Annotated in this window: 26 protein-coding genes and 1 tRNA gene; 12 read left to right on the forward strand and 15 right to left on the reverse strand. The window is 69.2% G+C overall.

Going from position 1 to position 23,658, the window contains the following annotated elements; all coding sequences use genetic code 11:
• From ACQEU1_RS25320 to ACQEU1_RS25330, 3 genes are read left to right on the forward strand one after another with little or no spacing between them, the layout of a single operon-like run.
• Window positions 1-252 (forward strand): hypothetical protein, encoded by a 252-nt coding sequence (locus tag ACQEU1_RS25320; RefSeq protein WP_382443193.1) that lies wholly within the window; start codon window positions 1-3, stop codon window positions 250-252.
• 44 nt (window positions 253-296) lie between these two features.
• Window positions 297-1,289 carry an ArsA-related P-loop ATPase gene (locus ACQEU1_RS25325; RefSeq protein WP_433206445.1) on the forward strand — a complete coding sequence of 331 codons (993 nt, stop codon included), beginning with the start codon at window positions 297-299 and terminating at the stop codon, window positions 1,287-1,289.
• Window positions 1,286-2,410 (forward strand): ArsA family ATPase, encoded by a 1,125-nt coding sequence (locus tag ACQEU1_RS25330; protein ID WP_433206448.1) that lies wholly within the window; start codon window positions 1,286-1,288, stop codon window positions 2,408-2,410. The genes ACQEU1_RS25325 and ACQEU1_RS25330 overlap by 4 nt, the downstream gene beginning before the upstream one ends.
• Window positions 2,411-2,414: 4 nt before the next feature.
• On the opposite strand, the gene ACQEU1_RS25335 is transcribed toward ACQEU1_RS25330, so the two are convergent.
• Entirely contained in the window at window positions 2,415-2,705 is a 291-nt protein-coding gene (locus ACQEU1_RS25335; protein WP_285635590.1) for a WhiB family transcriptional regulator, read from the reverse strand.
• 237 nt (window positions 2,706-2,942) lie between these two features.
• On the opposite strand from ACQEU1_RS25335, the gene ACQEU1_RS25340 reads away from it, so the two are divergent.
• Window positions 2,943-5,369: a penicillin-binding protein gene (locus tag ACQEU1_RS25340; RefSeq protein WP_433206452.1), complete on the forward strand. Its 2,427-nt coding sequence runs from the start codon at window positions 2,943-2,945 to the stop codon at window positions 5,367-5,369.
• Here the strand turns inward: ACQEU1_RS25340 and ACQEU1_RS25345 are convergent.
• Window positions 5,366-6,019: a GntR family transcriptional regulator gene (locus ACQEU1_RS25345; protein ID WP_433206455.1), complete on the reverse strand. Its 654-nt coding sequence runs from the start codon at window positions 6,017-6,019 to the stop codon at window positions 5,366-5,368. The two genes, ACQEU1_RS25340 and ACQEU1_RS25345, sit on opposite strands and share 4 nt — an antisense overlap.
• A gap of 54 nt (window positions 6,020-6,073) precedes the next feature.
• Here ACQEU1_RS25345 and ACQEU1_RS25350 point away from each other — a divergent pair, with 54 nt between their 5' ends.
• The gene (locus ACQEU1_RS25350; protein WP_433206458.1) at window positions 6,074-6,790 is read left to right on the forward strand and encodes a haloacid dehalogenase type II; all 717 of its coding nucleotides are present in this window, start codon (window positions 6,074-6,076) and stop codon (window positions 6,788-6,790) included.
• Window positions 6,791-6,835: 45 nt separating this feature from the next.
• Here the strand turns inward: ACQEU1_RS25350 and ACQEU1_RS25355 are convergent, their stop codons facing one another.
• Entirely contained in the window at window positions 6,836-7,306 is a 471-nt protein-coding gene (locus ACQEU1_RS25355; protein ID WP_433206461.1) for a GatB/YqeY domain-containing protein, read from the reverse strand.
• Between the two features lie 68 nt (window positions 7,307-7,374).
• On the opposite strand from ACQEU1_RS25355, the gene ACQEU1_RS25360 reads away from it, so the two are divergent.
• From ACQEU1_RS25360 to ACQEU1_RS25375, 4 genes are all read left to right on the forward strand, one after another.
• On the forward strand, window positions 7,375-8,328 hold the full coding sequence (locus ACQEU1_RS25360) for a metallophosphoesterase (RefSeq protein ID WP_433206464.1): 954 nt from the start codon (window positions 7,375-7,377) through the stop codon (window positions 8,326-8,328).
• A gap of 19 nt (window positions 8,329-8,347) precedes the next feature.
• Window positions 8,348-8,421: transfer RNA gene (locus tag ACQEU1_RS25365), tRNA-Pro, on the forward strand.
• 691 nt (window positions 8,422-9,112) lie between these two features.
• Complete coding sequence (locus ACQEU1_RS25370) at window positions 9,113-9,244, forward strand: hypothetical protein (protein WP_433206467.1); 132 nt, start codon at window positions 9,113-9,115, stop codon at window positions 9,242-9,244.
• A gap of 10 nt (window positions 9,245-9,254) precedes the next feature.
• Window positions 9,255-9,551, forward strand: coding sequence for an antibiotic biosynthesis monooxygenase family protein (locus ACQEU1_RS25375; RefSeq protein WP_433206470.1), 297 nt, complete (start codon window positions 9,255-9,257; stop codon window positions 9,549-9,551).
• Here ACQEU1_RS25375 and ACQEU1_RS25380 read toward each other — a convergent pair.
• On the reverse strand, window positions 9,544-10,026 hold the full coding sequence (locus ACQEU1_RS25380) for a GAF domain-containing protein (protein WP_433206473.1): 483 nt from the start codon (window positions 10,024-10,026) through the stop codon (window positions 9,544-9,546). The genes ACQEU1_RS25375 and ACQEU1_RS25380 overlap by 8 nt on opposite strands.
• 191 nt (window positions 10,027-10,217) lie before the next feature.
• Here ACQEU1_RS25380 and ACQEU1_RS25385 point away from each other — a divergent pair, with 191 nt between their 5' ends.
• Complete coding sequence (locus ACQEU1_RS25385) at window positions 10,218-12,029, forward strand: prolyl oligopeptidase family serine peptidase (RefSeq protein ID WP_433206476.1); 1,812 nt, start codon at window positions 10,218-10,220, stop codon at window positions 12,027-12,029.
• 73 nt (window positions 12,030-12,102) lie between these two features.
• On the opposite strand, the gene ACQEU1_RS25390 is transcribed toward ACQEU1_RS25385, so the two are convergent.
• Complete coding sequence (locus tag ACQEU1_RS25390; protein ID WP_433206479.1) at window positions 12,103-12,267, reverse strand: hypothetical protein; 165 nt, start codon at window positions 12,265-12,267, stop codon at window positions 12,103-12,105.
• A gap of 577 nt (window positions 12,268-12,844) precedes the next feature.
• Between ACQEU1_RS25390 and ACQEU1_RS25395 the strand changes: the two genes are divergently transcribed.
• Complete coding sequence (locus ACQEU1_RS25395; protein ID WP_433206482.1) at window positions 12,845-13,795, forward strand: DUF4872 domain-containing protein; 951 nt, start codon at window positions 12,845-12,847, stop codon at window positions 13,793-13,795.
• On the opposite strand, the gene ACQEU1_RS25400 is transcribed toward ACQEU1_RS25395, so the two are convergent.
• The 3 genes from ACQEU1_RS25400 to ACQEU1_RS25410 form a co-directional block, all read right to left on the reverse strand.
• Window positions 13,792-14,268 (reverse strand): Dps family protein, encoded by a 477-nt coding sequence (locus tag ACQEU1_RS25400; RefSeq protein ID WP_433206485.1) that lies wholly within the window; start codon window positions 14,266-14,268, stop codon window positions 13,792-13,794. The genes ACQEU1_RS25395 and ACQEU1_RS25400 overlap by 4 nt on opposite strands.
• A gap of 65 nt (window positions 14,269-14,333) precedes the next feature.
• A complete protein-coding gene (locus ACQEU1_RS25405; RefSeq protein WP_433206488.1) occupies window positions 14,334-14,756 on the reverse strand; it encodes an organic hydroperoxide resistance protein in 423 nt (140 codons plus the stop codon).
• 83 nt (window positions 14,757-14,839) lie between these two features.
• Complete coding sequence (locus tag ACQEU1_RS25410) at window positions 14,840-15,412, reverse strand: NADPH-dependent FMN reductase (protein ID WP_433206491.1); 573 nt, start codon at window positions 15,410-15,412, stop codon at window positions 14,840-14,842.
• A 65-nt stretch (window positions 15,413-15,477) separates the two neighbouring features.
• On the opposite strand from ACQEU1_RS25410, the gene ACQEU1_RS25415 reads away from it, so the two are divergent.
• Entirely contained in the window at window positions 15,478-16,530 is a 1,053-nt protein-coding gene (locus ACQEU1_RS25415) for an alpha/beta hydrolase (protein ID WP_433206494.1), read from the forward strand.
• Here the strand turns inward: ACQEU1_RS25415 and ACQEU1_RS25420 are convergent.
• The 7 genes from ACQEU1_RS25420 to ACQEU1_RS25450 form a co-directional block, all read right to left on the reverse strand.
• Complete coding sequence (locus ACQEU1_RS25420; protein ID WP_433206497.1) at window positions 16,506-17,681, reverse strand: MFS transporter; 1,176 nt, start codon at window positions 17,679-17,681, stop codon at window positions 16,506-16,508. The two genes, ACQEU1_RS25415 and ACQEU1_RS25420, sit on opposite strands and share 25 nt — an antisense overlap.
• A complete protein-coding gene (locus ACQEU1_RS25425; protein ID WP_433206500.1) occupies window positions 17,678-18,862 on the reverse strand; it encodes an MFS transporter in 1,185 nt (394 codons plus the stop codon). Before ACQEU1_RS25425 ends, ACQEU1_RS25420 begins: the two co-directional genes overlap by 4 nt.
• Window positions 18,863-18,900: 38 nt before the next feature.
• Window positions 18,901-20,307 (reverse strand): gluconokinase, encoded by a 1,407-nt coding sequence (locus tag ACQEU1_RS25430; protein ID WP_433206503.1) that lies wholly within the window; start codon window positions 20,305-20,307, stop codon window positions 18,901-18,903.
• Window positions 20,304-21,041, reverse strand: coding sequence for a class I SAM-dependent methyltransferase (locus tag ACQEU1_RS25435; protein WP_433206506.1), 738 nt, complete (start codon window positions 21,039-21,041; stop codon window positions 20,304-20,306). The genes ACQEU1_RS25430 and ACQEU1_RS25435 overlap by 4 nt, the downstream gene beginning before the upstream one ends.
• A 10-nt stretch (window positions 21,042-21,051) precedes the next feature.
• On the reverse strand, window positions 21,052-22,521 hold the full coding sequence (locus tag ACQEU1_RS25440; RefSeq protein ID WP_433206509.1) for an ADP-ribosylglycohydrolase family protein: 1,470 nt from the start codon (window positions 22,519-22,521) through the stop codon (window positions 21,052-21,054).
• On the reverse strand, window positions 22,518-23,081 hold the full coding sequence (locus ACQEU1_RS25445) for a hypothetical protein (RefSeq protein WP_433206512.1): 564 nt from the start codon (window positions 23,079-23,081) through the stop codon (window positions 22,518-22,520). The genes ACQEU1_RS25440 and ACQEU1_RS25445 overlap by 4 nt, the downstream gene beginning before the upstream one ends.
• A 62-nt stretch (window positions 23,082-23,143) precedes the next feature.
• The gene (locus ACQEU1_RS25450) at window positions 23,144-23,539 is read right to left on the reverse strand and encodes a hypothetical protein (RefSeq protein ID WP_433206515.1); all 396 of its coding nucleotides are present in this window, start codon (window positions 23,537-23,539) and stop codon (window positions 23,144-23,146) included.
• Window positions 23,540-23,658: the final 119 nt, after the last annotated feature.

Genomic DNA, 23,658 nt, shown 5'->3' on the forward strand with positions numbered 1-23,658 from the left:
ATGGAGACCTGGCGGATCATCGCCACCGGCCTGTTCGCGGTGGGTGGCCTGGTGATGGTGCTCGTCGCCATGGCGCAGGTGCGTGACCGCAAGCACAGTCAGCGCACCCAGGTCGTCCAGGCGGGACTGATCGGGCTCGTGGTCGTGGTCGTCATCACGGCGAGCATCGCGTTGTTCCTGCCGTCGGTCGTGGCGTGGGGGCTCGTGGCCGCAACCGCCATGGCCGTTCTCTTCCTCACCATGGCCGATTGACCGACCAGTCCACCTTCGACCGGTTTCACACCTAGTCTGGACGTGTGACGTCGTGGACCGAGGAGCTGACCCGAGCCCGTCTGCACGTGGTCTCCGGCAAGGGCGGCACGGGCAAGACCACGGTCGCGGCCGCCCTGGCGCTCGCGCTCGCCACCGGTGGCCGCCGGGTGCTGCTGGTCGAGGTCGAGGGCAGGCAGGGCATCGCCCAGCTCTTCGACCGCGCGCCGCTGCCGTACTCGGAGGAGCGGATCGCGTCCGCGCCGGGCGGCGGTGAGGTGCACGCGCTGGCCGTCGACGCGGAGGCCGCGCTGCTGGAGTACCTGGCGATGTTCTACAACCTCGGCTTCGCGGGCCGCACGCTGCGCAAGATGGGCGCGATCGAGTTCGCGACCACGCTCGCGCCCGGCCTGCGCGACGTCCTGCTGACGGGCAAGGTCAAGGAGTGCGTGAACCGGGTCGGGCCGGACGGCCGCCACCGCTACGACGCGGTCGTGCTGGACGCGCCGCCGACCGGGCGCGTGGTCAAGTTCCTGGACGTCACGAAGGCCATGGCCGACCTGGCGAAGGTCGGGCCGATCAAGGGGCAGAGCGAGGGCGTCGTGCGGTTGCTCCACTCGGGTGACACGGCGGTGCACCTGGTGGCGTTGCTGGAGGAGATGCCGGTGCGCGAGACCCTGGACGCGGTCGCCGAGCTGGACGGCGCGGACCTGCGGCCGGGCGCGGTGTTCGTGAACCGGGTGCAGCCGGCACGTCTGCCCGCGCGGTCCGTGCCGGTTGCCGCGCAGGGCAGGCTGGACGAGGCTCGGGTGCGGGCGGGGCTCACGGCCGCCGGGCTGGAGCTGGACGAGTTCACGCTCGAAGGCCTGGTCGACGAGACCGTCGAACACGCGATCCGGGTCCAGTCGCAGCAGGAGGCGAAGGAGCTGCTGTCGCACTCCGACCTGCCGACCCTCGACCTGCCGGACCTGACCGACGGGGTGGACGTGGCCGCGCTGTACGAGCTGGCCGAGGTGCTGGTCGCGGCGGGAGTCCGATGAACAAGCTCGATTTCGACCCCCTGCTCGACGACCTGGAGACCCGCGTCCTCGTCTGCTGCGGTTCCGGCGGCGTCGGCAAGACGACGACGGCGGCGGCCCTGGCGGTGCGCGCGGCCGAACGCGGCCGGCGCGTGGTCGTGCTGACGATCGACCCCGCCCGGCGGCTCGCCCAGTCGCTGGGGCTGCGGGAGCTCGACAACCACCCGCGCGAGGTGGTCGTGGACGGCTTCGAACCCAAGGGCGAGCTGTTCGCGATGATGCTCGACATGCGTCGCACGTTCGACGACATGGTGCTCACCCACGCGGGCCGCGACCGGGCGGACCAGATCCTGTCGAACCCCTTCTACCAGACCATTTCGTCGTCGTTCTCCGGCACGCAGGAGTACATGGCGATGGAGAAGCTGGGCCAGCTGGTGGCGCAGGACGAGTGGGACCTGATCATCGTCGACACCCCGCCGTCGCGGTCGGCGCTCGACTTCCTGGACGCGCCGCAGCGGCTCTCGACCGTGCTCGACGGCAAGTTCATCCGGATGCTCTCGGCGCCCGCGCGGGCGTCCGGCCGCGGGTTGCTGAAGATCGTCGGAACCGGTTTCAGCCTTTTCACGCGGGCCGTGTCGACGATCGTCGGCGGCCAGCTGTTGCAGGACGCTTCAACTTTTGTTCAGGCTTTCGACAGCATGTTCGGAGGATTCCGCGAGCGCGCGCAGCGGACGTACGAACTCCTCCGCTCACCCGGAACCGGTTTCGTGGTCGTGGCGGCGGCGGAACCGGACGCTCTGCGCGAAGCGAGCTATTTCGTGGAACGGCTCAGCGCAGAGAACATGCCGTTGTGCGGACTCGTCGCGAACCGGACGCATCCGGTGCTCGCGGCGGACCTGCCGGCGGCGAAGGCGCTGGGAGCGGCCGATGACCTCGACCGCTCCGGTGACGCGCCCCTCGCCGCGGCAGTGCTCCGGCTGCACGCGGACCGGGTGGCAGTAGCCGATCGTGAGAAGCGGCTGCTGGCCCGGTTCACGCGTGCTCACCCCGGTGTCGCGCTGGTCGGCGTGCCTGCGTTGCCCGCCGACGTGCACGACCTCGACGGCCTCCGGGAGATAGGTCGCCGGCTGGCCGGGGAGTGATCCGCTACCCGACTCGTGAGTCCTCGACGTGTTCCTGACGTGCGTTGTCGAGCAACTCGTGCCAAGAGTCCACGTCCGGACGGCGGCGCAGCAGAGCACGGCGTTCGCGCTCGGTCATGCCTCCCCAGACCCCGAACTCGATCTTGTTGTCCAGCGCTTCGGCCAGGCATTCCATGCGCACCGGGCATCCCAGGCACACGAGCTTCGCCTTGCGCTGCTCCGCGCCACGAACGAAGAGCTGGTCCGGCTCTTCGTCACGACACGAAGCGTTGATACGCCAATCCCCCTGGTTCATATCCCCCACTCCTCAGTGCTGTCCAAATGTGGAAATCCGCCACACCCCTGCCACGGATGCCGTAGCGTTCGAGCTACGGCTGCATTCCTTGGACGTTGACGGACTGTAGTGCCGTTCGGTTCCCCGTCCAAGCCTGGGTCACCCGACTGTTACCTGTCGTGCGTATCTCTACTCATGCTGAGTAACGGCACTTACTGATCACCTTCACCCGTTCGTGTACGGCGTACGCTGAGGCGCGTGCGAGTCAGGAATGGCGTGCTCAAGATGCTCGGCCTGTGCCTGCTGGCTGGGGTTCTCCTCGCCGGCATGCTGTTCCCCGTCGTGGGCTCGACAGGTCTCGTCTCGAACAGAGCCAGCGACACGGTGGACAGCATCTCCGCAGACCTGGTGACGACGGACCCTCCGTTGATCACCACGGTCACCGACAAGGAAGGCGCGCCGATCGCCTACCTGTTCGACCAGTACCGGGTGCTCACACCACCCGAGAAGATCTCGCCGACCATGAAGGCGGCGCTGATCTCGGTCGAGGACAGGCGCTTCTACGAGCACCAGGGCGTCGACTGGAAGGGCACGATCCGCGCGGGCCTGACGAACCAGGTCAGCGGCTCGGTCTCGCAGGGCGCCTCGACGCTCACCCAGCAGTACGTCAAGAACTACCTGGTCCACGTGGTGGCGCGGAACAACAAGCTGGAGCAGGCCAAGGCCCAGGAGCAGACCATCGCGCGCAAGATGCGCGAGGCCCGGATCTCGTTGCAGCTGGAGCGAAAGCTCGGCAAGGAGGAGATCCTCGCCCGGTACCTCAACGTCGTTCCTTTCGGTTCGACCATTTACGGCATCGCGGCGGCCGCCCAGGCTTACTTCGGCACGACTCCGGACAAGTTGACGGTTCCTCAGGCGGCGATGCTCGCGGGAATGGTGAACAGTCCGTCAGCACTCGACCCCGAAGCGTATCCGGACAAAGCTTTGGACCGGCGCAACAAAGTGATCGACAGGATGGTCGAGAACGACAAGCTGTCGCGCGACGCGGGTGAGGCGGCGAAGAAGGAAGGCCTCGGTCTGCAGACCCCGGTGCGCACGCCGCCGAACGGCTGCGTCGGCGCCGGGCCGGAGAACGGCTTCTTCTGCTCGTACGTCGTGAACTACCTGCAGCGCGCGGGTTTCAGCGAGGAGCAGCTGCGCACCGGCGGTTACACCGTTCAGACCACTTTGGACCGCGGTGTCACCTCGCAGGCGAAGGCGGCGGCCGAGGCGGGCGTCGGCAAGGCCGTGGACGGCATCGCGAACACGATGGCGGTCGTGAAGCCCGGCAAGGAACGCCACGAGGTGCTCGCGCTGGTGGCGAACCGCGACTACGGCCTGAAGGCGGACCTGCGCCAGACGACGTACGACCTGCCGAGTGGCGTGGAGAACAAGTTCGGCGCCGGCTCGGTCTACAAGGTGTTCACGGCCGCGGCGGCGCTGGAGAAGGGCCTCGGCATCGAGAACGTCATCCCGACGCCGACCTCGCACGTCTCGCGCGTGTTCAAGGGTGGCGCCCAGCGCTGCCCGAGCACCGGCGAGCCCGGCACCCGCTGGTACTGCCTGTCGAACTTCGACTCGAGCTACCCGTCCTCCATGTCCTTGCAGCAGGCGCTCGCGACGTCGCCGAACACCGGCTTCGTGATCCTCGAGGAGCAGACCGGCATGGACGCGGTCGTGGACATGGCCTCGCGGCTCGGCATGCGCGAGACGATGGCGACGAACCTGCAGGGCACCCGGCCGGACCCGAAGGCCAAGGACAAGCAGAACCGCATCTCGCAGACCGAGTTCTACAAGCAGAACGGCGGCAACGCGTCGTTCACGCTCTCGCCCGCACCGGTGTCCACTTTGGAGCTCGCGAACGTCGCGGCGACCATCGTGAGCGGCGGCAAGTGGTGCCCGCCGACGCCGATCGCGAAGGTGCTGGACCGCAACGGCAAGGCCGTGCAGGTCAACGAGGCGCCGTGCGAGCAGGTCGTCGCCGAGGGTCTCGCGAACGGCCTGGCGGTCGGCATGAGCAAGGACGACGTCGGCAACGGCACCGCGGCGCAGGCGGCCCGCAACGCCAAGTGGACCCGCCCGATGATCGCGAAGACGGGCACCACCGAGGAGTACAAGTCGGCGGCGTTCATCGGCGCGACCCCGGACTTCGCGGGCGCCGTGCAGACGTTCAACGACGGCACCTCGCCGCGGCCGATCTGCCTGGGCGCGCAGCCCCGGTTGTGCGGCAACGGCAACATCTTCGGCGGCACGATCCCGGCCAAGACGTGGTTCGAGACGATGACGAAGGTGCACGGCTCGATCCCCGCGAGCCCGTTGCCGCAGGTGGAGCAGCGGTACCTCAAGGGCGGCCGGGAGATCCAGGTGCCGGACGTGGTGGGCAGGCAGATCAACGACGCCACCCGCGTGCTGGAGCAGGCGGGCTACAAGGTGAGCCAGCAGTCGGTGAACTCGGAGCAGTCGAAGGGCACCGTGGTGAGCCAGTCGCCGCGCGGCAACGCGTTGCGCGGCACGGTGATCACGCTGTCGGTGAGCTCGGGGTACGTGCCGCCGCCGGTCGCCTCCGAACCGCCGGCGCCGCCGCCCAACCCCGGCAACCCGAACGAGCCGCCACCGATCACGCTGCCGACCGAACCGAACCGCTAGTTCTCGAGCAACGCCTTGAGGCGCTGGACGCTCGTGTCGATGTGAGCACGGACCTCGGCGACCGCCTTCTCGCGGTCGCCGAGGCGGATCGGGTCGAGGATGGCCCGGTGCTCCGCGATCACCTGGTCCGGCGTCTCTTCCTTTGCCAGCACCGTGAGGTAGAACCGCAGCTCCTGGGTGAGTCCGGCGAAGAACTCGTCCAGCCTGCTGCTGTCGAGCAGCGCGACGATCCGCTGGTGGAAGGCCAGGTCGCGGTCCACGATCGCCTGCCGGTCGTTGCTCTTCGCCGCTGCTTCGAGCTGGTCGAACGCCTCGGTGAGCTGCTGGAGGTGCTCCGGGCTCGGGGTGCGGGCGAGCGCGGCGGTCTCCAGGCGTTCGCGGGCCGTGTAGAGCGCGTCGATCTTCTCCGGCGTCGGGGCGATGACGACGGCGCCGCGGTTGACCTCGTAGCGGACGAGACCGGTCAGCTCCAGGATGCGCACGGCCTCGCGGATGGTGTTGCGGGCGACCCCGAGCTCGGCGGCGATCGCGCTCTCCCTGAGCCTGTCACCAGGACCGAAGGCGCCCGCCATGATCCGCTCGGACAGGCCGTCCGCGAGCTGCTGGGCCGTGGTGGTGCGCCGGACTTCGAGGCCGTCGAGAGCTGACATGTGACCAGTTTAACGCGGTTGCGCTACAGTTGAACTGTATTACAGTTGGTCGTCATGGACCTGACTTCGTTCAAGGCTTTGAGCTTCGACTGCTACGGCACGCTCATCGACTGGGAGGCCGGGATCGCCGCGGTGCTCTCGCCGTGGGCGCGCTCGGCAGGGCTTTCGGTGAGCGACGAGGAACTGCTGCTCGCGTACGGCCGGGCGGAGTCGTCCGTGCAGGCCGCGACGCCCGGCGCGCTGTACCCGGACGTGCTGGCGGCCGCGTTCCGGCGCACGGGCGAGGCGCTGGGCGTGGCCGTGAGCGATGAGCAGGCCGCGCGGCTCGGGGCGTCCGTGCCGGACTGGCCCGCGTTCGCCGATTCCGCGGACGCGTTGGCGCGCCTGGCTTCCCGGTACCGGCTGATCATCCTGTCGAACGTGCACCGGGCCGGGTTCGCGGGCAGCAACCGGCAGTTGCGCGGGGAGTTCGCGGCGATCATCACCGCGGAGGACGTCGGCGCGTACAAGCCCGCCGAGAACCACTTCCGGGCGTTGGACACGACGCTGGGGTCGTTGGGGATCGCTCGGTCTGAGCTGCTGCACGTGGCGCAGAGCCTGTTCCACGACCACGTTCCGGCCCGGCGCGAGGGCCTGCGGTCGGTGTGGATCAACCGGCGGCACGACCGGCCGGGCTGGGGCGCGACGCCCGAGCCGTCCGGGGAGTTCTCCTACGACCTGGAGTTCGGCTCGATGGGCGAGTTCGCGGACGCGGTCGACAAGGCCTTCTAGGTCGTGGTGCCGCAGCGGTTTTCGAGCCGCTGCGGCACTCGTTCGTCAGCCGGCCAGCTTGGCCTTCACCGCGGCGGCCACCCGGCCACCGTCGGCGCGGCCCGCGACCTCGGCGTTGACGGCCTTCATGACCTGGCCCATCTGCTTCTGCCCCGGCGCCTCGCCGAGCTGCGCGGCGACGGCGTCGTACGCCTTGTCCACAATGGACTTCAACTCGGTCTCGTCGAGCTGCTTGGGCAGGTAGATCTCCAGCACGGCGAGCTCCTGGCGCTCCAGCTCGGCCTTCTCGGCCCGGCCGGCGCCGTCGAAGGCCTCCGCGGCCTCCTTGCGCTTCTTCGCCTCGCGCGAGAGGACCTTCACGACCTCCGCGTCGCTCAGCTCGCGGGCCTCCTTGCCGGAGACCTCCTCGTTCGTGACAGCCGTGAGCGCCATCCGCAGCGCACCGGCCGTGACCGTCTCACGCGCCTTCATCGCTGCGGTCAGGTCGTTCTTCAGCCGCGTCTTCAACTCCGCCATGAGGCAGAACGGTACCGCCCGCCGGATGCCGCGCCGATCGAGTTAACGCCCTTCCGTACCCTTGACACGTGAACAAGCTGGGCCGCGCACTCCTCGCCACGACCGCTCTCGGTGCCGCGACCGTCGCGTACGCGGCGGGAATAGAGAGAAGGCACTGGACCCTGCGCACAGCCACGGTGCCGGTCCTGTCCCCCGGAGCCAGGCCGATCCGCGTGCTGCACATCTCGGACCTGCACATGACCCCGAACCAGGTCTCGAAGCAGCGCTGGGTCGCCGCCCTCGCCGACCTCGACCCGGACTTCGTGGTCAACACGGGCGACAACCTGGCCCACAAGGACGCTGTACCGGGCACGCTGCGCGCGCTGGGGCCGTTGCTCGACAAGCCGGGCGTCTTCGTGTTCGGCAGCAACGACTACTACGCGCCGAAGCTCAAGAACCCGGTCCGCTACCTCCTGCCGTCCGCCAAGACGAAGCGCATCCACGGCGTGACCCTCCCGTGGCGCGACCTGCGGGCCGGCATGATCGAACGCGGCTGGGAGGACCTCACCCACGTCCGCAAGACCATCGTGGTGGCGGGCCAGCCGATCTTCTGCGCGGGCCTCGACGACCCGCACCTGAAGCGCGACCGCTACGCCGACATCGCGGGCACCCCGGACCCGTCGGCCGCTCTTCGGCTCGGCGTCACGCACTCGCCGGAACCGCGCGTGCTGGACCCGTTCGCCGCGGACGGCTACGACTTCGTGATGGCGGGCCACACCCACGGCGGCCAGCTCCGCATTCCGTTCTACGGCGCCGTTGTCACGAACTGCGAACTGGACCGCGGCCGCGCCCGCGGAGTTTCCCGCTGGGGCTCGCACATGTGGATGAACGTGTCGGCCGGCATGGGCACTTCGCCGTACGCCCCGGTGCGCTTCTGCTGCCCTCCGGAGGCATCGCTGCTGACCCTCGTTCCCCGGCCCGTTACGCCTGGTCAGGGCCGAAATGAGGGGGTCCGATTCGGAGCTGGGGCGGACATGATGTAGAGTTCTACATGTTCCCAGCCGGGGTGTGGCGCAGCTTGGTAGCGCGCTTCGTTCGGGACGAAGAGGTCGCAGGTTCAAATCCTGTCACCCCGATTGAAATAACACGGGTCAGCTCCTGTTCGCAGAAATGCGGACAGGGGCTGATTCGTTTTTGCGGTTAGTTCGGGAGAATTCGGGGAGACGGCCGGCCCACCGCTGGTCGCCACTGGAGGCCGACGCCGACGGGTACCCGCGCAGCGCCGACCAAGCCCCCGGCGCGTGGTCCGGAGCCACCACGGCCGAGTGGCCGTCGAGCCGCGCTCCGGTGGCGAGGACGACAAGCGCCGACCACTCCCACGTAGTCCATTCGAGCGCGAATTCGCCGTTCGCAACTTGCATCTCGCACATCGATCAGAGGCCACGCCTGGCCACAGAGGCGAAAGTCCTTTTCGGTCACGGAAAAGGACATCGGAGTTCCCGATAAGCCACCCGATCGTGTGATGCGTCTCGACACGAGCAGCCGCAGACGGGACCGTACTTCTATGACACTGCGCCATCGTTCCCGACCAAATGATACGGAACGACCACGTAGCGTTAACCCTTACGAGTGAAGGTTGACGGTTCCACTTACGTTGCGTAACGGCTAACTAGATCCAAACGACGTAGGCAGTGGTTCATGCCTCGTTGAATAAATCGGGAGATGCTTGTGATGGACTCCGCCTCCGCCGCCAATCCCTCTCATAGGTCGTGGGTCGTTCTCGCGGCCAAGGCAATTGTGGTGTTGCAGTCCCTGGGGATCGTTTACATGCTGACTTCTACCTGGGTCACCCTCGTGGTGGCCGGCGGGTTCGCCGTCGTCTTCCTGGCGGTCCGTTCGTTGTCGCGGGCCTCGCGGACGGTCGACCGGATCTTCGAGGAGGAGCTCGGCAGGCCCTAGGCTCTCGACCGTGCTGACGCGTGTGTCCGAGGCCCTGGTGAAGCCGGGGCGGGAGCAGGAGTTCGTGGCTCGGGTGCGGGCGCTCGTCCGCACGTTCCCGGAGACGTTCGACGGTCTGGTGGGGCACGAGGTGCTCGTGGACCTCGACGACCCGCTGGTGGTGCGGTACGTGAGCCGGTGGCGCGACGAGCAGGCCCTGGAGAACTACGCGGGTCCCAGGTGGCGTACCGACGCGGTGACCTTCCCGGACGAGGACGAGTACCTGCAGCAACCGTTGGTGCTGCGGCACTTCCGGCACGTCAGCTGATGAAGCCCCGTGCGGGCAGGCCTTCCGGGAAGCGTTCCAGCGCTTCGCCGGCGTCGGCGGCCAGTGACTCGAGCGTCTCGCACTCGGCCGGGGTCGCGGTGTGCGGGACGGCCCAGTAGCAACCGATGGCGCCGATCGGTTCCGGGCGCAGGATCGGGGCCATCAGCAGGCTCCGCACAAATGTCGGCCGATACGCTTCTTGAGGAACCCTCGAATCGAAGCGGATGTCCTTGATCGCCACCGTCTGACGATTCATCATCGCCCATCCGCTGATGCAGTTGGCCGCGGGAAAGCGCTGGCCTTTCCACAACGGGCTCATCGAGTCCTCGTCGGCGTAATAGCAGAGATCACCGTCGAGCAGCACCAGCGTCGCACCGTGCGCGACCAGGGCGGATCTGGCCGTCGTGCGGACGATCCGCTGCACTTCCTCCAACGTGGCCGCCCCGGCGAGGCGTTCCGTCGTCGTTTCGGGCATGCCTCAACATTAACTCCCGGCGGGCCGCGCACCTAGATTTTCTGGCTCGATCAACCTGTTCGCGTCGCGCACTCCGGTGGTGCTCCGCGACATTCCACCCGGCACGTCTCCGGCGGGTGGCAGAGCACGCGGACGGCGAGCCGGTGCGCTCGGGATCCCCTGGAAGCAGCCGGTGACTCTAGTGTTGAGCCGTGACCACGCACCCTTCTCCCGCCATTCCGGACCAGCTGTTCGAGGACCCCGCCGCCGAGACCCGGTGGCGTGAGCGGTTCACGGCTCCCCGCATGAGCCTGCCCGGCTGGGCCGACGACGCACCGGACCGCACCCTGTACGTCTCCAACGCGAGCGGCGTGTGGGAGATCTACTCCTGGGACCGCGCGACGAACGAGCACCGCAAGGTCACGGACCGCCCGAACGGCACGTCGCACGCCACGCTCAACCCCGACGGCACCGAGATCTGGTGGTTCGACGACCACGACGGTGACGAGTTCGGCATCTGGGTCCGCGAGCCGTTCCACGCCGACGGCGGCAAGGCAGAGCCCGCGGTCGCCGACGTGACCCCCGGCTACCCGGCGGGCCTGGAGATCGGCCGCACCATCACGGCCGTGGCCGCCTCCACCGACGACGGCACCACGGTCTGGCTGCACCGCGACGGCCGCAGCGAGGTGATCTACCAGCACGTCAACGACGCCGGCGTGACCGCGCTGGCGAAGGACGAGTCGATCGTCGTGATCGCGCACTCCGAGCACGGCGACAACCGCCACATGGCGTTGCGCGCGCTGAACGCCGAGACCGGCGAGACCGTCGGCGAGAAGTGGGACGGCAAGGGCCTCGGCCTCGACGCCATCTCGTTCAGCCCGGTGCGCGGCGACCAGCGCCTCCTGGTGCTGCACGAGCGCCGCGGCCGCGAGGAGCTCCTGATCTGGGACGTCGCCGCCGGCACCGAACGCGAGATCGTCGTCGACCTGCCGGGCGAGGTGGCGGCCGACTGGTACCCGGACGCGTCCGCGTTGCTGATCGTGCACACCCACCACGCCCGCAACACCGTGCACCGCTACGACCTCACGACCGGCGAAATGTCCACTCTGGACACCGCACCGGGCGTGATCGGCTCCGCGGGCGTCCGCCCGGACGGCACGATCGAGTACTCCTGGTCGTCCGCCGAGAGGTCCACGGTCATCCGCGCGCTGGCCACCGACGGCACCGAGAGCGTCCTGGTAGAGCCCGCCGGCGCCGTCCCCGCGACGTCGCTGCCGCTGGAGGACGTGTTCGTCGGCGACGTGCACGCACTCGTCTCAAGGCCCTCCGGCGAAGGCCCGTTCCCGACCGTGTTCCTGATCCACGGCGGCCCGCACTCGTCCGACGAGGACCGCTTCTCCGCGTACCGCGCCGTGTGGCTCGACGCGGGCTTCGCCACGGTGCACGTGAACTACCGCGGTTCCAGCGGCTACGGCTCGAAGTGGCGCGACGCCATCGAGGGCAGGCCGGGCATCACCGAACTCGAGGACATCGCCGCCGTCCACGACTGGGCGATCGAGTCGGGCCTCACCGACCCCGCGCGCTCGGTGCTCAGCGGAGCCTCGTGGGGCGGCTACCTGACGCTGCTCGGCATCGGCCTGCAGCCGACGCGCTGGGCAGTCGGCGTAGCGGGCGTCCCGGTAGCGGACTACTTCGCGGCCTACGAGGACGAGATGGAACCGCTGCGAGCGTTCGACCGAGCGCTGTTCGGCGGCTCGCCAGAGGAACTGCCGGAGCTCTACCGCGAGTGCTCGCCGCTCACCTACGTGGACCAGGTGACGGCGCCGGTGCTGATCCTCGCGGGCGAGAACGACCCGCGGTGCCCGATCCGGCAGATCGACAACTACCTCGACGCGCTGGCCGCCCGCGGGCACGCGTACGAGATGTACCGCTACGACGCGGGGCACGGGTCGCTGGTGGTGGCGGAGACGATGCTGCAGACGGCGGCCGAGGTGGACTTCGCCCGCCGGCACCTGGCGAAGTAGCTCGCGGGCGGCGTGCCGGGTGACCGGCACGCCGCCGCGGTATCGGGCGCGCTCTCGGGTGACCGGCGCGCTCTCAGATGGTCGGCGGGTTGTCGGTGGTCGGCACGTTCTCGGTGCCCGGCGGGCTGTCGGTGCCCGGCGGGCTGTCGGTGGTCGACGCGATCTCGGTGGTCGACGCGACCTCGGCGACCGGCACGCGCCGGGGGCTGGTGCGCTTCGGGGTTCTGGCGCTCTCCAAGTACCTGGCGCGCTCCGGGATGCTGGACGCGCTCTGGGGGCGGGCGCCATCCAGGTATCTGGCGCGCTCTCGTTAGTCAGCGGGCTTCAGGCATCCGACGTGCTCTCGCGTGATCGGCACGCTCTCGGATGGTCGGCGCGCTCCGGTGAACTGGCGCGCTCTCGGTGGCCGGCACACTCCAGGTATCCGGCACGCTCAGGTGACCGGCGCTCTCTGGAAACACCGACACACTCGGTCATGATCGCGAGTTATCCACAGGCCGCCGGTTTCCTGACCTGCGGCTATGAGGCTAGCGGTAGCCTGTGGATAGAGCGGGAACCAAATCCGGCGATCGCGCGTTGCGTCATGAGGAATCGCGCGGGGGAGCACTTTCCGACGGCGCGGAGCCGACGTAGCCTGGAGGCGGCGCTGCCGAGCGCCTCACCTCCTGATCGGTCACCCACGCTGGCCGGCGTCGCGGAGGCAAAGGGGACGCCTGTCCTCCCGGCACCGGTCGGTCGTGTGCGGAGTCCACACAGCCCGGACGAGCAGGGCTAGGCGTGGGGAACGGCTGCTGCGCGTCCGCGAGAGGCACGTCATGACCGAGCAGAAGTCGTTCAAGCGCCTGGTTCGCGCCCGCATGGAGCGCACCGGCGAGTCGTACAGCACCGCCCGCCGGCACGTCCTGAAGGATGCGCGGCCCACCGGTCAGATGCACGACTCCTGGCTGTTGCGGGAGGTGCTCGACGGTGAGTGGTCCGAGGCGATGCTCGCCGGGCTCGCCGGTGGGATCGGGTTCATGTACTTCGTGTTCGAGTACAAGGGACACGCGCCGATGATGACGATCGTCGCGCGGCACCACCCCGCGCCGTTCATCCCCACCGCGCTCGCGCACGCCGGGATCGCGCACGAGGTCACGTCCACGACGTCCGCGCGCAAGGCGGAGGCGCGGCTGCGGGCTGCGGACGGGCCGGTGATCTGCCTGCTGGGCAGGGAGAAGCACCCGGTCGCCGTGCTTGGGGTCGAGGGTGACGAGGTCACCGTGCTCAATCGCGGCACGCACGTTCAGCAGCGGGCGGAGTTCCTCGCGAGCTGGGGCGCCGGCAAGCACGAGATGATCAGCGTTGGGGAGCGCACGGGCGAGCCCGACGTCGCCAAAGCGATCAGGATGACGTGCGAGCACCTGACGGGGCCGGTGCTGGGCAACAACTTCGATGTCAACTTCGGGTTCAGCGGCATGCGGAAGCTCGCGGACCAGTTGCGCGACAAGGGGAAGAAGGGGTGGGCCCAGCGGTGGGCCGACGACCCGGCCGTGGTCGGGCGGCGGTTGCACGACTGCCTGGAGCTCGAGTACACCGCGCCCGGAGCCACCCGGCCGTTGTACGCCGACTTCCTCGACGAGGCTGGGCTGCCCGGCGCGCGGGATTTTCGCGCGTCAGGGGCGTTGTGGGGTGAGATCGCCCAGGGTGGCGACTACGACGAACTGGCCCGGAAAGTGGACGAGGCCCGTTCCACCGAGGAACGGGCCATCCGTCTGCTGATGTCCTAGGCCGACTGGGCCTGCCACATCCAGTGCGCCTGCTCCAGGTCCTGGGTGATGCCGATCAGCAGGTCCTGGGTGACCAGGTCGGGCTTGTCGGTCTCGTCGATGCGGGCTCGCATGCGGGAGATCAGGGACGCCAGGGAAGTCGTGATGGCGGCTACCACCTGGTCCTCCTTCAGCCAGCCCGACTCGATCTCGGGCACGCCGGACGACTCGGCGATGGTCTTCGCCTTGCCGTTCGGCGTGACGCCGAGGGCTGCCGCCCGCTCCGCCACCTGGTCGGCGGCGTTGCGGGCGAGCACCACGAGCTCGTCCAGCTGGAGGTGGACGCTGCGGAAGTTCTTGCCGATCACGTTCCAGTGCGCCTGCTTCCCGATCAGGGAGAGGTCGACGAGGTCGACCAGGGTCGCCTGCAGGATCTTGCCGACTGCGTCGCGGTCGGCGTCGGCCAGCGGGCTGGTGATCGGGTTCTTGGCCATGGTGAAACGCGCCTCCTCGGACGGTGACCCGGCGTCGCGCGGAACCGTGGCGCCGGTGTCGTCTCTCAGACGGTGACGGTGAGCGCCACCTCGATGTTGCCGCGCGTCGCGTTCGAGTACGGGCAGACCTGGTGGGCCTGCTCGACGAGCTTCTCCGCGACCGCCTGGTCGAGTCCCGGGATGTTCACGGCGAGCTCGGCGGCCAGCTGGAAGCCGCCCGCGCCGTTGGATCCGATACTCACCTTGGCGGTTACCTCAGAAGAAGCGATCTGAATCTTCCCGGCGCGCGCGACGGCTGCGATGGCGGAGTTGAAGCACGCCGAGTACCCGGCCGCGAACAGCTGCTCAGGGTTGGTGTGGTCGCCGCCGGGGCCGCCCATCTCCTTCGGGACCGACAGGATCTCGTCGATCACACCATCGGATGAACGCACCTCGCCGTTGCGGCCTTCGCCGTAAGCAGTTGCCTGAGCCGTGTACAGCGCTTCCATTCCGCTCTCCCTTGAGTCAGTGAACTAAGAGCCTTTCACTCAGGGAGAACGCATCGTGCACGACTTAAATGCCCGAAGGTGACTCAGTTCACGTCCGAGATGGGACGGCGCAGCGCGAACTCGGCGACCTGGCGGCCGATGGTGCGCAGGTTGCGGTCGACGTCGGCGTCCGAGCAGGCGCCGTCGCCGTCGAACTTGACCTGCGCGGAGTTGATCGCGGAGCCCAGCGGCGTGGGCCAGCCGCGCAGCGCGTGCACGATCGAGCGGACGGCGGAGAGGGTGTTCACCGCGGCCTGCCAGCCGTACGCGGCGGTGATGGTGCCCACGGCGCGCCCGTCGAGGTACGGGCGGTCGTCGTCGCGGAGGTCCTCGATGTAGTCCAGGGCGTTCTTCACCAGGCCGGACACGGTGCCGTGGTAGCCGGGCGACACGACGATCACTCCGTCGCAGCGGCGCAGGTCCTCGACCATCCGCAGGGCCACATCCGTGCGGTCCGGCACGGACGGGTCGTAGAAGGGGAGCACCAGGTCAGGCCCGCTGTACTGGATCGTCTGGGCACCCAGTTCCCGAGCGCCCTCCAGAGCAACCCGCAACGCCCTCTCGGACTGCGAGTCGTTCCTGATCGAGCCCCCGATGCCCACCACCGTCACCGTCATGACAACGATCCTTCCACCTCCAGATAACTGGAGATCCAGCGCTACTGGCGAGTAACGTGCAACACATGTCGAACTTCCAGGCAGCCGTGCTGGCCGGCGCACTGCGCTTCGCGTTCGGTCTCCCCGGCCCTGTGCGCCGCCTCATCGCCGGTACCCCGATCCGCCTGGACGGTCAGGACCTGCACCCCGAGGCGCAGCTGTTGCTCAGGCTCCAGCAGCTGTCCGGGACGGACTGGCGCACGAAGACAGCATCCGAGAGCCGCCTAGACCTGGAGTTGAGTTCGAAGCTCGTCTCCGGTCCGCGGATCACCGGGGTCGTCGCGCGCGAGCTGACGATCGGTGAGTTCGCCGGACGCCTCTACACGCCGGCCGGGCTCGAGAAGGGCTCGCCGTTGTTGATCTTCTACCACGGTGGCGGCTGGGTGACCGGAAGCCTCGACAGCCACGACAACCTGTGCCGCTTCCTCGCCAAGGAGGCGAACGTCCGGGTGCTCGCGGCCGACTACCGGCTCGCCCCCGAGGCACGGTTCCCCGCCGCGGCCGACGACGCCGCCGAGGTGCTGCGCTACGCCGTCGCGAAGGCCGAGGACCTGGGCATCGACCCGCGCCGGATCGCGCTCGGCGGTGACAGCGCGGGCGGCAACCTCGCGGCGGTCGCGGCCCACGGCGCGGAGATCGACCTCGCGTTCCTGCTGCTGCTCTACCCCGGTGTGGACGCGTCGGTGCGCCGCCGGTCGCGCGAGATCTTCGGCAACGGCTTCTTCCTCACCGACGAGAAGATGGACTGGTTCCTCGACCAGTACACCGAGGGCGGCAAGGACCGGCACGACCCGCGTCTGTCGATCATGCTCGCCGACGACCTGTCGAAGATGCCCCCGACCTACATCGCGACCGCCGGCTACGACCCGTTGCGCGACGAGGGCGAGGCCTTCGCGGAACGGCTGGCCGCCGAGGGCGTGCCGGTCGTGCTGCGCCGGCACGAGGGCCTCTTCCACGGCTTCGCGAACGTGCTCGGCGTCGGCGGGATCTTCCGCGAGGCCGTGTCCGAGGCGGTCGGCGCGCTGCGGACGGGCTTCGCGCTGGCCAACTCCGCTCAGGACGTCGAGGAGACCGCCTGACGCTGCCGCGACAGCGCCCAGCCGACGAGAGCGATCACGAGCCCGGCCAGGCCTGCCACCAGGAATCCGAGTGGCGGGCCGCTGTGGTCCACTGCGAGCCCGGCGAGCGGCTGACCTGCGGCGACGCCGAACGTGAACGCGGATCCCTGCAAGCCGAGTGCCAGCCCCCGAGCGGTCGGGGGCGCGCTCTTGGCGATCAGCTCGGACGACGCGGTGATCGTCGGCGCGCACGCCAGGTTCATCGGCACCAGCGCCAGCGCGAGCAGCAGCACGTTGCCGTCGCCGAGCCCGACCGGGATCTCCAGCAACGCCATGCAGGCCAGCAGGAACACCCCGGTGGGCACCCGTCGCAGGCTGCCGTAGACGAGCCCGCCCAGTGCCGACGCCGCGCACATCACCACGAAGATCACGCCCAGCCAGCCCTGCTGACCTGACCGCTCCAGCGAGGCGATCGCCGAGATCTCCATGCCGGACAACACCATCGTGGCACCGAACGGGATGATCAACGCGGCGATCATCGGTCCGCGCAGCCACGTCCGCAACGGCGGTGGCGGCCCGTCCACCACGTCGTCCTCGTGCAGCAGCACGGGGTTCACGGCGAACAACACGGCGCTCGCGGTCAGGATCGCCAGGCCGATCATGACCAGCGCCGTGCCGGTCGAGAACTTCGTCGCGATCAGCACGCCCGCCGCGGGCCCGACCATGAACGACAGCTCGACCGAGATCGAGTCGAGCGAGAACGCGGGCCTGCGCTGGGGTTCCGGCACGATCGCCGTCAACGCCTGCCGGCCGATCGACATCACCGGCACCGCGACCAGCCCGTTCGCGAACGCCAGCACCAGCAGCAGGTAGTAGTCCATCAGCGGCGCCGTCACCCAGAACGCGCCTTCGAGCAGGCTCAGCAGCAGCACGAACCGCAGTCCGCGCGTGTCGACGAGCTTGCCCATCAACGGCGACCCGAGGCCGAGTCCGATCATGGTCGCGAACCCGACCGTGCCCGCCGCCGCGTAGCCCTTGTCGAGGGTGGTGACGACGTGCAGCGTCACCGTCACGCCCGCCGCGGTCGGGGGGATCCTGGCGAACAGCATCAGCAGCATCAGGGGACGAACCCCCGGCAGCGCCAGGACCGACTTGAACGGGGCCAGGTTCACGAGGACATCGTCACCCGGCTGGCAACCGGTTTGCGCGCCAGCAGCCACGCCACGCCCGCGACGACCAGCCCGACCACGCCGACGATCGCGAACCCGGCTGGTGCTCCCCCGCGGTCGATCGCGACGCCGGCGATCGGCTGGCCGATCGCGCTGCCCACGGTGAACGCCGACCCTTGCAACCCGAGCGCCAGGCCTCGGGCCGTGGACGGCGCAAGACGGCTGATGTGCTCACCGGACGCGGCGATCAACGGCGCGCACATGAGGTTCATCGGCACGAGGAGCAGGCACAGCAGCAGCACGTTGCCGTCACCGAGTCCGACCGGGATCTCCAACGCCGCCATGAGCGCCAACAGCACGAGAACGCTCGGCACCCGCTTCACGCCGCCGTACACCAGCCCGCCCACGATCGACGCCGCGCACATCGCGAAGAACACCGCGCCGAGCCAGCTCTGCTTGCCGATGTGCTCCAGCGACGCGATCGCCGAGACCTCCATGCCACCGAGGCAGACGGTCGCGCCCACACACACGACCAGCACACCGACGAGCCGTCCGCGCAGCCACTCGAACAGCCGGGGCTGCGGGCCGTCGACGACGTCGTCCTCGTGCACCATCGGCGGGTTCGCCCAGTACAGCAGCACTCCGGCGACCAGGATCGAGACGCCGATGAACAGCAGCGCGGCGTTCGTGGAGAACTTCGTCGCGACGAACACGCCGAGCGCCGGCCCGCCCATGAACGACAGCTCGACCGAGATCGAGTCCACCGACAACGCGACCCGCCGCTTGCTCTCCGGCACCAGCGCGGTGATCACCTGACGGCCGATCGACATCATCGGCACGCCCAGGAGTCCCACCAGGAACGACGACACGAGCAGCGTCCAGTAGCCCATCAGCGGCGCGACCAGCCAGAACGCCGCCGAGGCCGTGACGCTCAGCCCCAGCATCGACCGCAGCCCCCGCGCGTCGACGAGCCTGCCCATCAACGGCGCGCCGATGCCCATGCCGATCGTGCCCATCGCGCCGACCAGCCCCGCCGCGCCGTACCCCCGGTCCAGCGTGACCGCGACGTGCAGCGTCAGGACCACGCCCGTGGCCGCCGGTGGCATCCTCGCGAAGAACATCAGCAGGGCGAGCGGCCGGACTCTGGGCAGCATCAGGACGTGTTTGAAGGGGGCGAGGTCCACCCCGCCATCCTCATACGGATGGCAAAAGGTTTTCTTTGCTAACGATGTGATTCGCCGTACAGCTCTTCCAGCGCCCGGTAGGCCTTGACGACGAACGGCCGTGCGTTCGCATATCTCTCGACGAGCCCCTCGTCCGGTGTGATGGTCTGCGTCGGCTGCACGAGGTCAACGGTCAGCGACTCGATCTCGTCCAACGCCCGCCACGCCAGCAGCGCCGCGCCCACGGCCGACCCGCCGCTGTCCTCGGTGAGGTGCAACGGCATGCCGAGCGTGTTCGCCAAGGTCTGGGCCCAGATCGGCGCGCGGAACGCACCGCCGGTGATCCGCAACGACTCGACGTGCGGCACCGCCTCCAGCACGAGCGCCAACTGCTGACACACACCCTCCACCAGTGCCTTGGTGATCTGCGGAGGGGTGTGTTCGCGTCGTAGGCCGAGCAACGCCGCGTGCGCGGTCGGGTCCCACCACGGCGCGCGCTCCCCCAGTAGGTACGGCAACGCCACGAGCCCGTCGGAGTCGGCTGTTTCCGCCTGCTTGAGCAGCTCGCCGACCGGGACGCCGAACGTCTCCGCGGCCCACTGCGCGACCACCCCGCCGTTGCTGATCGCCCCGCCCCGCACCCACAGCCCCTCGCCGATGGCGTAGCTGAACGTGCGGCCTTCCTCGTCGACCCCTGGTCCCTGCTGGGCGACCCTGAGAGCTCCAGAGGTGCCGAGCGACACCGCGCCCGCGCCGGGGGTGGCCGCGCCGACGCCGAGGTTGCCCAACGGCCCGTCACCACCACCGACGACCACCGGAATGCCCGGCCGCAGCCCGGGAATCACCGCGGTCAACGGCGTCGAGTGCGTCGGCTCGGCCAACGGCGGGAGCTGGTCCGCGGTGACGCCCGCGAACTCCAGCGACGGCTCGTGCCACTGCAACGTGTGGACGTTCATCAGGCCCGTGCCGGACCCCGACGAGTGCTCGTTGAGCAACGACCCGGTCAGGTGCAGGTGCACGAAGTCCTTGATCTCGCACCACTTCGCCGCGCGCACGCCGTTCTCGTGGAACCAGGCGAGCTTCATCAGCGGCGTGAACGAGTGGATCGGCGCGCCGGTCAGCTGGTGCAGCTCACGGCCCTCGGCGGTGCCGCGCAGCCGTTCGGTCTGCTCGACGGCACGGTTGTCGGCCCAGCTCAGGGCGTCCGTGACGGGGCTCAGCGACGCGTCCAGACCCATGATCGAGTGCATCGCGCCGGTCAACGCGATCGCCCGCACGTCCTCGGAGGCCAGCTCGCGCAACGCGTCGAACGCGGCGTCGAGCACCTGCCTCGGGTCGTGCGTGGCCTCAAGACCGCTGGTGCGCATGGGATAGGCGCGTTCGGTCGAGGCCACGACACGCGCCTGCGCGTCGACCGCGACGACCTTGGTCGCCGTCGTGCCGAGGTCCACCGCGAGGACGATCACGCGGCACCTCGCACGGCCGTGAAGACGCCGAAGCTCGGGGACTGCCGCAGCGGCCCCCAGAACTCCTCACCGCGGTCGTCGTCCGGCGTCACGGCCGGGTGGCGCGCGACGTCCAGACCGGCCCGGCCGAGCGCGCCGTCGAACACCCCGCGCTCCCAGTAGAAGGACTCGAAGTCGAACGGCGGTTCGCCCAGCACGTGCACCCTGACCGGCTGTTTAACGTTCATCGGCCCGGTGCGGACGACCTCGTAGCCGTAGCGGCCGTACTGGCCGAGCAGGTCCCAGTCGGCGTCCGGGTTCGGCACCAGCACGACGAGCCGCCCGTCCGGGGCGAGGTTGGCGGTCAGGTTCGCGATCATGGCGTCGAGCGCGGGCACGTCGTCCGCGTAGCCGAGCAGCCACACAGCCGTGACGACGTCGAACTCGCCGAGCACCGGCAGTTCCGTCGCGTCGTGCTGCGCGTAGGTGATGCCGCGCGGTTCGCGGTCCTCGACGTACCGGGCGTAGCCGATCATCTCGCCGGCCGAGTCGACGCCGACGACGTTCGTGGCTCCCAGGTCGTGGAAGAGCCGCGCGTAGAACCCGGTGCCGCACGCGACGTCGAGCACCGACCTGCCGCGCAGCTCACCGACCGCGGACAGCAGCGTGGCGCGTTCGGCCAGGCCGGTCGGGATGTGCTTGGCGCGTTCGTAGATCGCGCCCAACGCGTCGTACTGATCGTCGCTCTCCGCCATGCACCCAACCCTAGGACGGCGGATACCGGACGAACCACTCTTGTCCCACGGGTGCGGCTTGCGAAGTCTCCAGGTCCCAGTCCGCCACCATCGCGTCGATGACGGGCCGGAACTGCACGCGCTCGACCCAGTCGGGCCGCAGTTCCTCGAGGCCGTAGAGCGCGCCGGCGAGGTTGCCCGCCATCGACGCCGTGGAGTCGTTGTCACCGCCGTGGTTGACCGAGACGAGCAGCGCGTCGTTGGGGTTGTCGGTGGCCAGCACCGAGTACAGGGCGATGGCGAGCGCGGTGTCGCCGACGCCTCCCCTGCCGAGCTCCTCGACCTTCGCCACGCTCGGGTCGCCGGTCGCGGCCAGTTCCAGCGCGTGCTCGATGCCGGCGACGACCTCCTCGTGGCCCTCTCGGCGGACCAGGGAGTCGACGGCGACGTCGAGAGCGGTGAGCAACGCCTTGCCGCGCAACAGCTGGTGGACGAGCACGGCGAACACGCCCGCCGACAGGTAGCCGCTCGGGTGGCCGTGGGTCAGCGCCGCGTTGGCCGCCGCGAGCGCGAACACGACGACCGGGTCCTCGTCGGTCAGGGCGACCGGGGCGACCCGCATGGCGCCGCCGCAGCCCTTGGAGTCGTTGACGGGCTTGGTGATCGTCGCCTGCTCGCCGGTGCGCGCGTACTCCTGCAACGCGCTCGTGCAGGTGAGGCCGGGCGCGCGCATGCGGAAGAGGTCGCGGTGCGAGACGAGCCAGCCGTCCGGTTCGTCCACAGTGGAGTGAGGGCCGCGGGCGGAGTCCCACGGCGTCTTCTGCGTGTGCAGCCAGCGCTGGTAGGCGTTCTGGGTGATGCCGGTGAGGTCGCGTTCACCGGTGATGCGTTCCCGCACGTGCGCGCGGATGACCGCCTCGAACGTGAACAGCGTCATCTGCGTGTCGTCGGTGATGTCCGGCTTCTCGGGCAGGTCGGTGATGCCGTCGGGGCCGTGCCGTTCGTAGACGACCTCCATCGGCAGGTTCTCGGTGTTCGCGCCGAGCGCGTCACCGATCGCGCCGCCGATGAGGCAGCCGCGCAGCCGGGAGTTGTTGTGCGGCACCAGGAAGAAGCGCCGGCCGGCGTCGTCGACCCAGCGGCTGGCCTCGCGGGTGGCGGACGGCCGTTCGGCGCAGCCGCAGATCCGCATGTGCTGCGCGGCGGCGTCGCCCAGTTCCACGAAGTCGAACTCGGCCTCGAACGGCCCGCCCGGGTTGACGTGGAGGCGCGGCTTGGAGGCGATCAGCCTGCTCAGGATCGTGTGCAACGGCAGGCGGATCCACTGCTCGACGCCGGCGGGCAGCCGTGACTCGTCGGTGTAGACGCGCAGCACGTCGGACTCGCTCAGCAGCACCTCGCCGGGCAGCAGCAGGTCGCCGTGCGCGGCGTGGTGGCCGAACCCTCCGACGTCGCCCTCGTAGTCGTGCAGCAGCTGTTCCATCGGCGTCAGCGGGTTCACCACGACCTCCGGTACAGCTCTTCGGCGATCTCCCGGACGTCGTGCTCGGGCCCGCCTTCCAACGCGCCCGCGACGGCCCGTGCGACGCCACGCCCTTCGCCGCGCACAGCCTGCGCCAACGCCCCGGCGGCCGTGAACGGGTCGGCGTCCGGCGGGTCGAGCTCGTCGGTCGTGAAGAGGTGCGCGGCCAACATGATCACGGCGTCGACGGCCGGTGAGCCGGGGCCGTGGGTGAGGGCGACGAGCTCGCGGATCCTGTCCTCGTCTAGCCGGGCGACGGCGGCGGGCAACGCCCAGATCAACGCGCCGGGACCCTGTGACGTGATCTTGCCGCGGTAGCTGTTCTTGCCGATGTCACGGGCGCCCTGCCGCGACACCAGGTCGGGCTGCACGCCGGGCTCGCCTGCCCACCGCGCCAACGCCGCTGCCGGGTCCTCCGCCGAACACGCGACCAGCTGGCCGACGAGTCCTGTTCGGACACCCGCGCCGAAAGCGAAACCCTGGTAGGCGGCCACGACCTGCGAGAGGCGGGGCGGCCTGATCCACTCAATGTCCCCCATCGCCGCCAGACCCTACCTGGGCCCGGCGGCGACGTGCCGCCGTGTACCTACGGCAACCAGGACTAGAACGGGGGCTCTCCCCACGGGTCACTGGGAGGCGCATCAAGCGCCCTGTTCCAGCACATTTTGAAGTAGCCAACGCGCGAATAGTCCCGCGTCCCCTGGCTGGCGAGATGGTCACGAGAATCAGGATCAACGCCAGAAAGATCGCAGAGGACGAGAAACACCGAGTAGGCATTCTGCCAACGAGGCGGAACCGTCTTTCCCCTGAGCATCAGCCGCACAGTCTCTTTACTGGCAGTACCCGGAAGGTCATCACGTTCGATGATCCTTTCGCTGATCTGCTGCAGCGTGGGCCTGTCAGCCAAGCGCACGTACCTGAAGAGCAGCTCAGCGAAGTCACGACGTGGGCCGGCAGGCAGCTCGATCAGAGAAGGCATGGTCAGATGACGCGGCATCCCTACCTCCTTCCCCGACCATCTTAGACCAGGGAAGCCCAGTGAAGGCTGAGACTAACCACAAAAAGCCAAGCTTTAACCAGCATGCACCCATCGATGACAAATGCAGTCCGCCACAA

The organism is Lentzea sp. CA-135723 (genome assembly GCF_050936595.1).
Taxonomy (GTDB): domain Bacteria; phylum Actinomycetota; class Actinomycetes; order Mycobacteriales; family Pseudonocardiaceae; genus Lentzea.